This is a genomic window from Streptomyces sp. NPDC026417 (assembly GCF_055567695.1).
Genome location: NZ_JBVHPY010000001.1, coordinates 86,811 through 101,412 on the forward strand (window position 1 = coordinate 86,811; position 14,602 = coordinate 101,412).

The following is a 14,602-nucleotide window of genomic DNA, read 5'->3' on the forward strand; positions in this document are numbered from 1 at the left end:
CGAATCGTGCACCGCTTTTGGCCTCCGGCGCACCGGGTGTTGTGCACTCGTTATGCCTGCGCCCCAGTCGTCCCTTCCGCCCCCTGTTGTCCGGTCGGCGCGCAGACATACCCATATGCTTCAGAAAGCCTCCAAAATTGGGCATTCTTCGCATGTGGTGACCTTGGACGTACGGCCTCAGCTGCTCGACGCACTCTCCGCCCTGCGCGACCGTGTCGCCGCCGCACGCTTCCCGCTGCCCCTGGCGGGGGCTCCCCGCGCGCGTGCCAACCGCGACGAACTGCTCGCACAGCTCGACGACTATCTGGTGCCCCGGTTGAGAGAACCCGAAGCGCCCTTGCTGGCCGTGGTGGGCGGATCCACCGGAGCCGGCAAGTCGACCCTCGTGAACTCCCTCGTGGGACGCCGGGTGAGCGAAGCGGGAGTGCTGCGGCCGACCACGCGCACCCCGGTGCTGGTCTGTCATCCGGAGGACCATCACTGGTTCAGCGGCATGCGGGTGCTGCCCGACCTCACGCGCGTGTGGGTGCCCCACCAGGAGCCGGGCGACGACATGCACACACCCGTCGAGCGCGGCGAGCGGGTCCTGCGCATCGAGACCGCCGACACCCTGCCCCCGGGCCTCGCCCTCCTCGACGCACCCGACGTCGACTCCCTGGTCGCGGACAACCGCGTCCTCGCCGCCGAACTGATCTGCGCCGCCGACATCTGGGTCATGGTGACCACGGCCGCCCGGTACGCCGACGCCGTGCCGTGGCATCTGCTGCGGACGGCCAAGGAGAACCAGGCCACCCTGGTCACCGTGCTCGACCGGGTGCCCCACCAGGTGGTGTCCGAGGTGTCGCGGCAGTACGGCGCCCTGCTGGCCAAGGCCGGCCTCGGGGACGTACCCCGCTTCACCGTGCCCGAGCTGCCCGAGTCGGCCTGGGGCGGAGGACTCCTCCCGGCCACCGCCGTGGCGCCGCTGCGGACCTGGCTCACCCATCACGTGCAGGACCCCGCGGCCCGCCACCAGGCGATGGCCCGCACCGCCTACGGAGTCCTCGACTCGCTGAAGTCCCGGATGCCGGAGCTGGCCGGTGCGGCGGCCGCGCAGTACGCCGCGGCCCTGCGGCTCACCGCCGCCGTGGACGGGGCCTACGACAGCGAGTACACGCGGGTACGGGGCCGTCTGCAGGCCGGCGCCGTGCTCGCCGGGGACGCACTGAAGCGGTGGCGCGCGTACCCCCTGGACTGCACGGCCGGTGAACTGCTCGACGCGCTCGTCGAGAGCCTCGGCGCGCTGCTGCTCTGTGCCGTCACCGCCGCCGACGAACGCATCGACGAGGCCTGGCGCCGGGAACCGGCCGCCCGGGCACCCGGGCTGACGGACCGTGACCCGGGCCTGGAGAGCGCCGAGCACCGCATCGGGATCGCCGTACGGCGCTGGCGGCGGGTCCTGGAGGAGTACGCGGAGGAGGAGGTCCGCGACCTCGACAAGAGCGTCGCGCCGGACGCCGAGGTGGTGGCCGCGCTGGTCGCCACCACGCTCCTGGGCGGCCGCCGCGGCAGAGCGGCCGGCGAGGGGCTCGCCGAACGGATCGGCGCGCACGGCGCCCTGCGGCTGCGGGACCGGGGCGGGCGCCTGCTCACCGACTACCTCGACCAGGCCCTGCACACCGAGCGCGAGCGCCGTCTCGCGCCCCTCGACGCACTCGACGTACACCCCGAACCCCAGGCCGAACTCATCGCCGCGCTGTCCGTACTGCAGAAGGAGAGGTGACCGCGGTGACTGCTGTCACTGACCGCACGGATCACGCCGACCGCCCCGGAGACGACCCCTCCGAGGACGGCGCTTCCGACAACGGCCGCCCCGGGGGCGCGCGTTCCGAAACCGGCTCCCCGGCGGAGGCCGAGGGCGGCCGCGCCGCCGGACACGAAACCCCCGGGGACGGATCCGCCGGGCACGCCTCTCCGGGAGGCGACCACGCGCGCGTGGAGCGCGACAAGGAGAACCCGCGCCCCACGCGGGCGGAGGCCGGCAAGGACGACGGCACCGGCAAGGACGACGGATCCACCGGGTCGGGCCGGGCGATCAAACCGATCAGGTTCATCACCCGCAGGGGCAGGGGCGACAAGGACGAGAAGGGCGGCGGCGCCCCGGACCCCGCCGAGACCGCCCCGGCCCCCGAGTCCGGGCCCGCCTGGGACGACGGCCTGATCGCACGACGGGTGTCCGAGACGGACACCCCGCAGGAGACGCCCGTCGTGGAGGCCAGGCCCACCGTGCAGGCGCCGCCCGCCCCGCTCGCCTACGACGGCCCGCTGCGCTCGCGCCTGGACGCCCTGCGCGAACTCGTGGGCCTCTCCCGCGCCCGGCTCGACAGCAGGACGCTCTCCGAGGCGGGACGGGTCCTCGACGAGGCCGCCGCCCGCCGCAGGCTCTCCGGGCAGCACACGGTGGTCGCCATCGCCGGGGCCACCGGCAGCGGAAAGTCCCAGCTCTTCAACGCGCTCGCCGGAGTGGCCATTTCGGAGACCGGCGTCCGCCGCCCGACCACGGCCGCCCCCATCGCGTGCAGCTGGAGCGACGGCGCGGCCACGCTCATCGACCGCCTCGGCATCCCCGGCCGGCTGCGCCGGCGGCCCCTGCAGAGCCCGGAGGCGGAGTCGCAGCTGCGCGGCCTCGTCCTGATCGATCTGCCCGACCACGACTCGGCGGCCGTCCAGCACCGCGAACACGTGGACCGCATCCTGGCGCTGGTCGACGCGGTCATCTGGGTCGTCGACCCCGAGAAGTACGCGGACGCGGTCCTGCACGAGCGCTATCTGCGGCCCATGGCGGCGCACGCCGAGGTCACGTTCGTGGTCCTCAACCAGGTGGACCGGCTTCCCGGCGAGGCGGCCGACCAGGTCCTCGACGACCTGCGACGGCTCCTCGACGAGGACGGGATCGCCCTCGGGGAGTACGGCGAGCCGGGCGCCACCGTGCTGGCGGTGTCCGGTCTCACCGGCGACGGCGTCGGTGAACTGAGGGAGGCGCTCGGTCAGTTCGTGGCCGAGCGCGGCGCCGCAGCACGCCGGATCTCCGCCGACCTCGACGTGGCCGCGGCCCGGCTGTGGCCCGTCTACGCGACGGGCCGGCGCGCCGGGCTCAGCGAGGAGGCGCGCGACGAGTTCGCCGACCGGCTCGCGGACGCGGTCGGCGCCACCGCCGCCGGTGACGCGGCCGAGCGCGCGTGGCTGCGCAACGCCAACCGCGCGTGCGGCACTCCCTGGCTGCGGCTCTGGCGCTGGTACCAGGACCGGCGCGAACCCCCGACCGGCCGGCTGCCCGTCCGGGCGCCCGCGGACGAGGAGGCGACCGCGCGTCAGCGGGTCGAGCAGGCGGTGCGTACGGTCGCGGAGCGCGCCGCCTACGGGCTGCCCGCGCCCTGGGCCCAGGCCGTGCGCGAGGCGGCGGCGCGGGGCGCCCAGGGACTTCCGGAGGCGCTGGACGAGCTCGCGGTGCGGGCGGGAGGTCCGCCGGGACGTCCGCCGCGGCCCGGCTGGTGGCCCGTGGCCGTGTTCGCGCAGGCCTGCATGACGATCCTTCAGGTCGTGGGCGGCTCGTGGCTGCTGGGGCAGATCATCGGGTTCATGTCGCCCAACCTGGGTGTGCCGGTGCTGCTGATGGCGGCGGGCATCGTCGGCGGTCCCGTCGTGGAGTGGAGCAGCAAGCTGGCGGCGCGCGGCCCGGCCCGCAGATACGGGCTCGAGGCGGAGCGGCGGCTGCGCGAGTCGGCTGCCGGGTGCGGACGGGCCCGGGTGCTCGACCCGGTGGCGGCGGAGCTGCTGCGGTACCGGGAGGTGCGTGAGCAGTTCGGGCGGGTCGTGGGGACGCGCGTCTAGGGGGTGGTCCGAACGGACCCCTGGGCGGGTGCCGGGGCGGTGAGTGTCCCGTCGGCTCCCGGGGTGGCGGTTGCGGGGCCCCGGAATTGCTCGTTCGGGTGGGCCGGTTGTCCACAATCGGCTCGTGGCCCACAGCCCTCAGCGGGCCCGGCCGGGCGGAGGCAGTCTGATTCCGCGGCGATCGCACCGACGCGATCGCCGCGGCAGACGCAGCCGTACGGGCCGGGCCCGTTGGCGTGGCCGCCCGGCGAGCCGGCCGGGGTGAGGGAGGGGTTCGGGATGAACGAGACCATGGTGTGCGCGGTGGGGAACGTGGCGACGCAGCCGGTGTACCGGGAGCTGGCGTCGGGCGCGTCGGCGCGCTTCCGGCTGGCCGTGACCGCGCGGTACTGGGACCGCGAGAAGAGCACGTGGACGGACGGGCACACCAACTTCTTCACCGTGTGGGCCAATCGGGCCCTCGCGACGAATGTGGGGGCGTCCCTCTCGGTGGGGGATCCGGTGATCGTCCAGGGCAGGCTGAAGGTGCGCACCGAGGTGCGCGACGGGCAGAGCCGGACCTCCGCGGACATCGACGCGGTGGCGGTCGGCCACGACCTGTCGCGGGGGACGTCGGCCTTCCGGCGCCCCTCCAGGGAAGGGGAGTCCGGCGCGGCCGCCGCCCCCCGTCCCGAGCCCGCCTGGGAGACGGAGGCGGTAAACCGGCCCGAAGCGGCGGTCCAAGGGCTGCCGGAACCGGCCACGGTGACGTGATGTCAGGTATCGCCCGGGGGCGACAGGTCTGCGGCTTATCGGCGAATGCATCCGGGCAACCCTGTGGATTTGTCGATAGGCCCAGCTCACAGGCCGTTCTCAGCCGATAACGATTCCGAGTCGGATCGGTTATCGGATGACATGACCGGGGAGAGCGGTGTGCCGTCTCCCTAGGATGCCGGGCATAGCTCATGGGGCTTCTGATTCTGCTGGTGGGACCGTTCCCCCCACGTCAACGGGTCCTGCCTGAAGGGGAATTCTGTGTTTTCTACGTTCTCTGCGTCGTCCGCGCGCAGGCGAGGGGCCGCCCGCCTCGCCGCCGCGACGTTGGTGTCGGGGCTGGTCGCGGCGGGGGCTCTCGCCGCCGCGGGCACGGCCGTCGCCGACGAGACCCCGCAGAGCCAGGGCGGCGCGACCGCGACCATAGGCGGCCTGAAGACGTACGGCGACGCAGTGATCCACGACGCCCAGGGGGACCAGCAGATCGCCGCGGGACTCTTCGAGATGTCGGTCGACGGCGGCGGCATGCTGCAGACCTACTGCATCGACATCCACAACCCGACGCAGAAGGACGCCAAGTACCAGGAGACCCCCTGGAGCGGCACGTCGCTGAACGGCAACGCGGACGCGGGCCGGATCCGCTGGATCCTGCAGAACTCCTATCCGCAGGTCAACGACCTCGCTGAGCTGGCGCGGAAGGCGGGGACGGGCGGTCTCACCGAGCAGGACGCGGCAGCCGGCACCCAGGTGGCCATCTGGCGGTACTCGGACGGCGCCGACGTCGACGCCGTGAGCCCGCGGGCGGAGAAGCTCGCCGACTACCTGCACGAGAGCGCCCGCGACCTCGTGGAGCCGAGGGCGTCCCTGACCCTCGACCCGCCCGCGGTCTCCGGTCACGCCGGCGAGAAGCTGGGACCGGTGACGGTGCACACCAACGCGGACAGCGTGTCGGTGGCCCCGCCGGCGGACGCCGCCGCCGCGGGAGTGAAGATCGTCGACGGGAACGGCAAGACGGTCACCTCCGCCGGGGACGGCAGCCGGCTCTACTTCGATGTTCCACAGGACACCGAGGACGGTTCCGCCGCGCTGACCGTGCAGGCGTCGACCACCGTGCCGGTCGGCCGGGCCTTCGCCTCCGAGACCAGAAGCCAGACGCAGATACTCGCGGGGTCCAGCGAATCCACGGTCTCCGCGACGGCGACCGCGAACTGGGCGGAGAAGGGCGCGATACCCGCCCTGTCCGCGCGGAAGAACTGTGCCAAGGCCGGCGTCGACATCACCGCGGCCAATGAAGGGGACGAGCCGTTCACCTTCGAGCTGATGGGGGTGGAGCACACCATCGAAGCGGGGGCGTCGCAGACGGTGACCATCCCGCTCCAGGAGGACCAGGCGTACGACTTCACGATCAGGGGACCGAACGGATTCGAGAAGCGGTTCATGGGGCTGCTCGACTGCGAGACCGAGGGCGGCGCGGGCGGCGACGCGACCCAGACGCTGAGTGAGCCGAGTCCGGCGACGGCGGGCGGCACCTCCACCGGCGGGACCGACCTCGCCGAGACCGGTGGCTCCGGCGCCACCCCGATGATCGTGGGCACCGCCTTCGGCCTCCTGGTGATCGGCACCGCGGCACTGCTCCTGATCCGGAAGAAGACCCCGACGCAGGACTGAGCGACACGGCACCTTGACACCTCCACAGTGAGCCGGTGAGTCACGGCCGGCGCGGCGCGGCGCGGACAGGGCTGGGATGGCCGGGTGGACCCGCGACACGGTCAAGCCCCCGGCCCGCGGATGATCCGCCGGTGGGGGCTTGGTGTGATGCGAGAGGGGTGGTGTTCCTTCCGTCGTCCGCTCGGTCGTCTACTTGTTCTGGCCGGCCGGCGCGTGGCCCGCCGGGTTCTGGTTCTCGGTCTCCTGGGTGAGCCCACCGCCCGTACAGGACGGCTGCTGCCCGCCGGGCTCGTGGCCGGCGGGGTTGGTGCAGGAGACATCCACCGGTGCGATCTTGGCGTCGGCGACTCCGGCGGTGCCGAGGCCCAGCGTGAACGCCGCTGCCACGGCCGCGATCGCCGCTCCCGTCCTCTTCGTCGTCAGTCTGCTGGTCATGATTCGCTCAGCTTTCAGCGTGTCTCTTGGGCTGTGCGGCAGAGCATCGGGGACTGTCGCGTGTCCGCAGCCCACGCTTCTCGGGGCGTCTGACGACTGTCAAGAAGTATCCAAAATTGTGACAAAACAGGGCACAAGGGTCGGAACAAAGCCTGCCTGGAACCGTCTCGGCGTGGGGGCGTGGCGCGCGATCCCCCACGAGGCTGCGGAATATCCTCCTGTCCCCGTCGATACCGGCGGCGGCCGTCGAGGTGGTGGGGGTCGCCATGGCCGTCACCGCGCCCGTGGTCTTCGGCATGCGCGGGCCACCGCGGGCCGAAGGCGACTAGCGCATGCTCTCAGGGGCCGACGGCGACCGTCCGTGACCTGTCGGCCGCCGGCGCTGCCGGGGAACGACCAGGTCACGGAGCCCCGATGAGACTGGTTTCCATCCAGGGGTGGCCGTCAGGCAAGATGGGGTGTATCTGCCCACTGCCGATTTCAAGCGTCCGGACGGTTTCTCTTGGCTGAGTTCATTTACACCATGCGCAAGGCGCGCAAGGCGCACGGCGACAAGGTGATTCTCGACGACGTCACCCTGAGCTTCCTGCCCGGAGCGAAGATCGGTGTGGTCGGCCCGAACGGCGCCGGTAAGTCCACCGTTCTGAAGATCATGGCCGGCCTCGAGCAGCCGTCGAACGGCGACGCGTTCCTGTCGCCCGGCTACTCGGTCGGCATGCTCCTGCAGGAGCCGCCCCTGGACGAGTCGAAGACGGTCCTGGAGAACGTGCAGGACGGCGCCGCCGAGATCATGGGCAAGCTCAAGCGCTTCAACGAGGTCGCCGAGCTGATGGCGACCGACTACTCGGACGCGCTCATGGAGGAGATGGGCAAGCTCCAGGACGACCTGGACCACGCCAACGCGTGGGACCTGGACGCCCAGCTGGAGCAGGCCATGGATGCCCTGGGCTGCCCGCCCGGCGACTGGCCGGTCACCAACCTCTCCGGTGGTGAGCGCCGCCGCGTCGCGCTCTGCAAGCTGCTGATCGAGGCGCCCGACCTGCTGCTGCTCGACGAGCCCACCAACCACCTGGACGCCGAGTCCGTGCAGTGGCTGGAGCAGCACCTCGCGAAGTACCCCGGCACCGTCGTCGCCGTCACCCACGACCGGTACTTCCTCGACAACGTCGCCCAGTGGATCCTGGAGCTGGACCGCGGCCGCGCCATTCCGTACGAGGGCAACTACTCCACGTACCTCGACAACAAGGCCTCCCGCCTCAAGGTCGAGGGCCAGAAGGACGCCAAGCGCGCCAAGCGGCTCAAGGAAGAGCTCGAGTGGGTGCGGTCCAACGCCAAGGGCCGCCAGGCCAAGTCCAAGGCGCGTCTGTCCCGCTACGAGGAGATGGCCGCCGAGGCGGACAAGATGCGGAAGCTGGACTTCGAGGAGATCCAGATTCCGCCGGGCCCGCGGCTGGGCTCGATCGTCGTCGAGGTCAACAACCTCTCCAAGGCGTTCGGCGAGAAGGTCCTCATCGACGACCTCAGCTTCACTCTGCCGCGCAACGGCATCGTCGGCGTCATCGGCCCGAACGGCGCCGGCAAGACCACGCTCTTCAAGATGATCCAGGGCCTGGAGACGCCGGACTCCGGCAGCATCAAGGTCGGCGACACCGTCAAGATCTCGTACGTCGACCAGAGCCGCGAGAACATCGACCCGAAGAAGTCGCTGTGGGCCGTCGTCTCCGACGAGCTGGACTACATCAACGTCGGCCAGGTCGAGATGCCGTCGCGGGCCTACGTCTCCGCCTTCGGCTTCAAGGGCCCGGACCAGCAGAAGCCGGCCGGGGTCCTCTCCGGTGGTGAGCGCAACCGGCTGAACCTGGCGCTGACCCTCAAGCAGGGCGGCAACCTGCTGCTCCTCGACGAGCCGACCAACGACCTCGACGTGGAGACGCTCTCCTCCCTGGAGAACGCGCTGCTCGAGTTCCCCGGTGCGGCCGTGGTCGTCTCCCACGACCGGTGGTTCCTGGACCGGGTGGCGACGCACATCCTCGCGTACGAGGGCGACTCCAAGTGGTTCTGGTTCGAGGGCAACTTCGAGTCGTACGAGAAGAACAAGGTCGAGCGGCTCGGCCCGGACGCGGCTCGTCCGCACCGCGCCACCTACAAGAAGCTGACCCGGGGCTGATCTTCTTGCGGCACATCTACCGCTGCCCGCTGCGCTGGGCGGACATGGACGCGTACGGCCACGTCAACAACGTGGTGTTCCTCCGCTACCTGGAGGAAGCACGCATCGACTTCCTGTTCCGCCCGGACAAGGATTTCCAGCAGGGGTCCGTGGTGGCGCGCCATGAGATCGACTACAAGCGCCAGCTCGTCCACCGGCACGCGCCGGTGGACATCGAGCTGTGGGTGACGCAGATACGGGCGGCGTCGTTCACGCTCGCGTACGAGGTCAAGGACCCGGACCAGGTGTACGTCCGGGCACAGACGGTCATCGTGCCGTTCGACTTCGAGGCGCAGCGTCCGCGCCGGATCACCGAGGAGGAGCGGGAGTTCCTCCTGGAGTACCAGGACGACCGGGCCGAGGCCGTCGCCGCATGACGGTCCTGCAGCTGGCCGACGAGGGGGAGGCGGCGGATCTCGCCGCCTTCCTGTCCAGGCTGATCCACTACGACCGTGCGGCAGCCGTGCGCCTCCAGGCGTCCGGGACCACGCTGGCGGTCTTCGGACGGCCGCCGTCCTTCGAGGTCCTCGCCATCCGTACGGCGCGGCTCGACAAGCCGTACGAGAACGGGCTCGACGTCACGCTCGACGTGACGGTGTCCGCCGGCGAACTCCTGGAATCGCTGGACGAGGCGGCCGCCACGGTCACCGTGCCGACCGCCGTCACCGGTCCTCCGTGGGCCGGGCTGCTCCCGCCCCGCGGCGGCTGGCGGCGGGAGCCCGGCCTTCCGCCGCCGGACGCGGTGCGGGCCACGGTCGCCGTGGCGGTGGGCGAATTCCGTTCCCGGACACAGGAGTTGCCGGCCGAGCGGCGTACCCGAGCCGAACTGGACCGGATCGGGCGGGAGATCTGGTCCCGGCCGGTCGGCGACAGCGGGCTGCCGGTCCGGGCCGCGCATGCCGCACAGGCACTCGGGTTCCTGCGACCCGCGCGGGCGGCGGCGCCGGGCGAGAAGCCGCTGGGGCTGTACTCGTCGGGGGCGTGGCTCCGGCTGCGTACGCCGTACGGCTCGATCGCCGTACGCAGGGCGGGACTCGGGGCACTGGACGTCAGCGTCCGCTGAGCGTCCGGCCCGTGCCGGTCGGGCCCGTCGCCGCCCCGTGTCTCGCGGCCCGTGCCGGTCGGGCCCGTCGCCCGGTGCCGCCCCGTGTCTCGCGGGCCGGACAGGGAGGAAGCCGTCGTGGCGGTCAGCCGGCCGTGTTCACCATCGACGCCGCCGCGTACGTGAGGTAGTTCCACAGCGTGTGCTCGTGCTCCTCGAAGAGGCCGAGCTCCTCGACGGCGACGCGCATGTGCTTGAGCCAGGCGTCGTGCGCCGCCTGGTCGACGGCGAAGGGGGCGTGACGCATCCGCAGCCGGGGGTGGCCGCGATTCTCGCTGTACGTCGTCGGCCCGCCCCAGTACTGGATCAGGAACAGCGTGAGGCGGTCCTCCGCAGGCCCCAGGTCCTCCTCGGGGTACATCGGCCGCAGCAGCGGGTCCTCGGCGACGCCCTCGTAGAAGCGGTGCACGAGGCGGCGGAAGGTCTCCTCGCCGCCGATCTGCTCGTAGAAGGTCTGCTCCTGAAGCGTGCCGCGCCGGATCTCATTCACCCGTCCATCGTCTCAGACGCACCGACCGAGGACTCAAGCCCTAGGACCCGACCGGTCCCGGCGCGCGGATCCAGCCGGTACGGGGCGCCGATTCGGACGGGGGGACTCCGGTACTCGCGCCGCGGGCCGTCCGGCAGCACAGTGGAGACATGGGTGCGCACGCTCTCGACCACGGCCTGGACGACCTCGCCGCGTCCGCGCGGGCGGCGCTGGTGCGCGAGATCGACGCGAGCGGGGCCTGGGACGCCGATCCGGTGTGGCGGGAGGCGTTCGAGGCGGTCCCGCGGCATCTCTTCGTGCCGTACTACTACATCGGCGTCCTGGGCGGCTACGAGCGGATGTGGGGGGAGGACCCCGACCGGCGCAGGCGCGAGGGGTGGCTGCGCGGAGCGTACGCCGACGCCCCGCTGGCCACGCGGGTGCGGGACGGGGAACTGATCTCGTCCAGCAGCCAGCCCTCGCTGATGGCGAAGATGCTGACGGAGCTGGCGGTCCGGGACGGGAACACCGTGCTGGAGATCGGCGCCGGCACCGGCTACAACGCGGCCCTGCTCTCGTACCGGCTGGGGGACGAACTGGTCACCACCGTCGACCTCGATCCGGAGATCACCGACTCGGCGCGGCGGCATCTCGCCGCCGCCGGCCACCATCCGGCCGTCGTCACCGGTGACGGAGCCAGGGGTGTCCCGGAGCGCGCGCCCTTCGACCGGATCATCGCGACCTGCACGCTGACCTCGATCCCTCGGGCCTGGCTGCCGCAGTGCGGGCGGGGCGCCAGGATCCTCGCCCCGTTCGCCACCGGCCTGATCGCCCTGCGGGTCCGGGACGCGGGGCACGCCGAGGGGCGGTTCCTGCACACGCCGGCCTTCTTCGTGCCGCTCCGCGGGGACACCCCGCCCGAACCGGAGCCGCCCCGGTTGGCCGGTCTGCCGCACCTGGCCAGGACCGACGACCTGTTCCGGTTCCTGCTGACACTGACCGCGGGGCGTCTCGACCCGGCCGAGGCGTATGCGCTGTGGGAGCGCGAGGGCCGGCCCGCGCGGGAGCGGTTCGGTGTGACGGTCAGCGGCGCGGACGCCTGGGCGTGGCTGGACGATCCCGAGGGGCCGTACACCTGGCCGCTGCCGTGACCACGGCGGTCACCGGCCCAGCCCCGGCAACGTGACCGCTGCCGGGCCCGCAGGGGCCTCGCCCGGCCCGGAGGGGGCACCGCCCGGGCCCGGGACACGCGAGAGGCCGGGGCGGAGGCCGAGCCCCGGGTGGGACTCGGCCCCGGGAGGGGCTCAGCCCCGGTGGATGGTGATCGTCGTCCAGGCGCCCACGTGGACCCGGTCGCCGTCCTGCAGCGGTACGGGCACGAAGGGCTGGATGGGCTCCTCGCCGCCGTTGACCGTGGTGCCGTTCGTGGAGTTCTGGTCGACGACCGCCCAGCTGCCGTCCGGCTGCTGCACCAGGACCGCGTGCTGGTGCGAGACCCCCGGGTCCTCCGGCGGCACCGACAGGTCGATGTCGGGGGTGTCACCGGTGGAGTGGCGGCGCCGGCCGATGGTGAGCTGGTTGCCGGTGAGCGGCCGCTGCTGCTCGGGGGAGTACGCGGGCAGGTTCAGACCCGCGGCCTCCGGGCCGGAGCGCTGCATCATCGCCATGAAGTACGCGCGGTCGGGACCGATGGTCGCGGTCCAGGTCAGCGGCTGCTGCTGGTAGCCGGGGTCCGGGGCGGGCGGGGCCTGGGTGGCGCCGGACTGCGGGTAGCCGTAGCCGCCCTGTCTCTGGTCGGGGCCGCCGGGGCCGGTCGACGGCGGGGGGAGTACCCAGTCGTCGTCGCCTCCGAAGGCCGGACCGCCGGGCCCCGCACCCTGCGTCTGCTGTCGCTCACCGAAGGCCGGACCGCCCTGCTGCGGGCCCTGCGGCTGCTGCCGCTCACCGGGGAAGGTGGGCGGGGCGGGCGGGCTCTGCTGCTGGAACGCCTGCGGAGCGCCGGGACCGCCGGACTGCGGCGGCACGGGCCGGGACGGGTCACCCGGGAAGCCGGACGGGCCGGGACGCGAGGAGTCGCCGGGGAAACCGGAGGGCCCCGAGGGGGCGCCGCCGAACGCGGACGGGCCCGACGGCTCCTGGCCGAAGGGCGGGATCGGCTCGGCGGGCCGGTTCATCTGTGAGGGCCGCGAGCTCTGGTAGTCGTAGCCGTCACCGCCGCCGTAGGACGGTCCGGGCGGCTGCTGGAAGCGCTGCGCCGGGCCGGGGCCGCCCTGAGGGCCGGGGGCCGGCGGACGCGGCGCCGCCGGGGTGTACGAGGTCGCCGTATTGGTGAGGAAGTTCCACCGGCACTCCTCGCAGAACGGCGCGCCGCCCTCGCGGGGCGTGCGGCACTGCGGGCAGAGCTGCGGCTCCTGCTCGGGTACGCCGGAGAAGGGCCGGCCGCCTCCGGGCTGACCACCGGCGCCGGGCGGCGGCGGGGAGCCGGGCGGCGGGTAGCCGTAACCGGCGGGCGGCGGCGGAGGGGGCGGGGGCACGGCACCGGCCATGCGGTGACCGCAGACCTCGCACCAGTCGTCGGAACCCGACTGGTGTCCGTTCGGGCAGGTCGGCATGTCGGCGCTTCCCCCTCTCCTTTTCCGGCCGGTTCGGCCGGGTTTCTCCGGACCCCTGCAGGGGCCGGGCTCGCTACTTCTTTACACGAACAGTCTTTGTGGACCGGGTCTCGAGGGTCATTTCGTCCGCCTCTTCGACTCGTGCCTTCAATCGCACAGTACCTGCAGCTGCATCGACCACGTCCACCACCTTCGCAAGCAGTTTCGCAGTATCGGCGTTGCCGGATGCACTGGCGAGCTGGACCGCGCGGCCGAGCTTGGCCGTCGCGCCGTCGACATCTCCCGCTTTGCGGGCATCCAGCCCCTGCTGGATGACTTGCGCCAGTTCCGCCTGGCCTGTGTAGTGCGCGACCTGGGGGTTGATGGACGTCGACGCCGCCATGTCCTCGGTCCACACCGCCCGTACGAGGCCCTGCGCGCCGAGGTTCTGCACGCTGCCGTCGCTCTGCGGGATCACCAGGGAGACCCGCGCGGCCAGCATCTCCTGGCCGATGCCCGCCGAGGGGACCTGCACGCACACGTGGTAGTCGCGGGACTCGTCGCCCCAGGAACCGGTGGGGTAGTCGCCGGCGCGCGGTCCCGCCTCGGTCCGACGCTCCGTCAGCTCCTCGACGGTGGGGGCCACTTGTTTGACGAACTTGATCTCGGTGCCGACGGGCGTCCACAGCCGCAGGGCGACGTCCGCGACCTCCTTGCCCATGGCGGTCTCCATCATCTGCGTGAAGTCGGCGGACAGGGCGGCCGGGTCGGCGACGATGTCGGCGGTGCCGAGCAGCGCGGAGGCGATCCCGGTGACCTCCTTGACCTCCCAGTCCGTGCCGACACCCCGTGCGTCACAGGTGAACCGCCCGGCGCAGGAGTCCAGGGCCGCCCTGAGGTCCTCCGGGGACTCGTGTTCGTTGCGGCCGTCGGTGAGCAGGATGCCGTGCCGGATCGAGACGTCCACCGAGGACAGCAGACGGTCGGCGAGGCGCAGCCAGGTGCCGATCGCCGTGCCGCCGCCGGCGCTGAGCTTGCGCAGGGCCTGCTTGGCCTGGGCACGGGTCCCGTCGCCCGCCACGGCGAGCTGCCCGTTGCCCGGGTAGACCTCCGTGGCGACATGTGTGCCGGAGATCACCGCGAAGTGCACGCCGTCGCGCACCGAGTCGATCGCGGCGGCCGTCGCCTCGCGGGCACCCCGCATCTTGGCCGACGGGTAGTCCATCGAGCCCGAGCAGTCGACCATGATCGCCACCGCGGCATGGGGCGCCTGTCCGGCCGAGTACAGGTGCGGGGCGGCGACCGCGCTGCCGACGGTGCCGCCGCCGGTCGCGCTCACCGTGACGATCGCGTTGACCTCGCGGCCGCCCTCCGGCAGGTACTCGTTCTGGTACACGTCCACCGAGAACTGCGGCACGTTCGACTTCGAGAAATTGGCCATGCCTTCTCTGCTCCCCCTAGGCGTCCCGCACGGCCGTGTTCGTCACGGCGCGCGGAAGGACGACGAT

Annotated in this window: 12 protein-coding genes; 8 read left to right on the forward strand and 4 right to left on the reverse strand. The window is 72.4% G+C overall.

From position 1 onward, the window contains the following. Positions 1 to 154 precede the first annotated feature (154 nt). From ACZ4NT_RS00375 to ACZ4NT_RS00390, 4 genes are all read left to right on the forward strand, one after another. Complete coding sequence (locus ACZ4NT_RS00375) at positions 155 to 1,762, forward strand: dynamin family protein (protein WP_121403001.1); 1,608 nt, start codon at positions 155 to 157, stop codon at positions 1,760 to 1,762. Continuing rightward, a complete protein-coding gene (locus ACZ4NT_RS00380; RefSeq protein ID WP_467722424.1) occupies positions 1,759 to 3,870 on the forward strand; it encodes a YfjP family GTPase in 2,112 nt (703 codons plus the stop codon). The genes ACZ4NT_RS00375 and ACZ4NT_RS00380 overlap by 4 nt, the downstream gene beginning before the upstream one ends. 279 nt (positions 3,871 to 4,149) lie before the next feature. After that, entirely contained in the window at positions 4,150 to 4,623 is a 474-nt protein-coding gene (locus tag ACZ4NT_RS00385) for a single-stranded DNA-binding protein (protein ID WP_467722426.1), read from the forward strand. A gap of 261 nt (positions 4,624 to 4,884) precedes the next feature. Then, the gene (locus ACZ4NT_RS00390; protein WP_467722427.1) at positions 4,885 to 6,291 is read left to right on the forward strand and encodes a Cys-Gln thioester bond-forming surface protein; all 1,407 of its coding nucleotides are present in this window, start codon (positions 4,885 to 4,887) and stop codon (positions 6,289 to 6,291) included. A gap of 189 nt (positions 6,292 to 6,480) precedes the next feature. Here the strand turns inward: ACZ4NT_RS00390 and ACZ4NT_RS00395 are convergent, their stop codons facing one another. After that, positions 6,481 to 6,726, reverse strand: coding sequence for a hypothetical protein (locus tag ACZ4NT_RS00395; RefSeq protein ID WP_121403005.1), 246 nt, complete (start codon positions 6,724 to 6,726; stop codon positions 6,481 to 6,483). Between the two features lie 502 nt (positions 6,727 to 7,228). On the opposite strand from ACZ4NT_RS00395, the gene ettA reads away from it, so the two are divergent. The 3 genes from ettA to ACZ4NT_RS00410 are packed head-to-tail and all read left to right on the forward strand — an operon-like array spanning position 7,229 to position 9,995. Continuing rightward, positions 7,229 to 8,893, forward strand: coding sequence for an energy-dependent translational throttle protein EttA (ettA, locus tag ACZ4NT_RS00400; RefSeq protein ID WP_121403006.1), 1,665 nt, complete (start codon positions 7,229 to 7,231; stop codon positions 8,891 to 8,893). A 5-nt stretch (positions 8,894 to 8,898) separates the two neighbouring features. Then, positions 8,899 to 9,309: an acyl-CoA thioesterase gene (locus ACZ4NT_RS00405; RefSeq protein ID WP_121403007.1), complete on the forward strand. Its 411-nt coding sequence runs from the start codon at positions 8,899 to 8,901 to the stop codon at positions 9,307 to 9,309. Further along, entirely contained in the window at positions 9,306 to 9,995 is a 690-nt protein-coding gene (locus ACZ4NT_RS00410) for a DUF8010 domain-containing protein (protein ID WP_467722430.1), read from the forward strand. The genes ACZ4NT_RS00405 and ACZ4NT_RS00410 overlap by 4 nt, the downstream gene beginning before the upstream one ends. A gap of 124 nt (positions 9,996 to 10,119) precedes the next feature. Here the strand turns inward: ACZ4NT_RS00410 and ACZ4NT_RS00415 are convergent, their stop codons facing one another. Further along, positions 10,120 to 10,524 carry a globin gene (locus tag ACZ4NT_RS00415; protein ID WP_467722432.1) on the reverse strand — a complete coding sequence of 135 codons (405 nt, stop codon included), beginning with the start codon at positions 10,522 to 10,524 and terminating at the stop codon, positions 10,120 to 10,122. Positions 10,525 to 10,673: 149 nt separating this feature from the next. On the opposite strand from ACZ4NT_RS00415, the gene ACZ4NT_RS00420 reads away from it, so the two are divergent. Then, entirely contained in the window at positions 10,674 to 11,654 is a 981-nt protein-coding gene (locus ACZ4NT_RS00420; RefSeq protein WP_121403010.1) for a methyltransferase domain-containing protein, read from the forward strand. A gap of 153 nt (positions 11,655 to 11,807) precedes the next feature. Here the strand turns inward: ACZ4NT_RS00420 and ACZ4NT_RS00425 are convergent, their stop codons facing one another. Further along, positions 11,808 to 13,115 (reverse strand): FHA domain-containing protein, encoded by a 1,308-nt coding sequence (locus ACZ4NT_RS00425; protein WP_121403011.1) that lies wholly within the window; start codon positions 13,113 to 13,115, stop codon positions 11,808 to 11,810. Positions 13,116 to 13,188: 73 nt separating this feature from the next. Further along, positions 13,189 to 14,535: a VWA domain-containing protein gene (locus tag ACZ4NT_RS00430; RefSeq protein ID WP_121403012.1), complete on the reverse strand. Its 1,347-nt coding sequence runs from the start codon at positions 14,533 to 14,535 to the stop codon at positions 13,189 to 13,191. Positions 14,536 to 14,602: the final 67 nt, after the last annotated feature.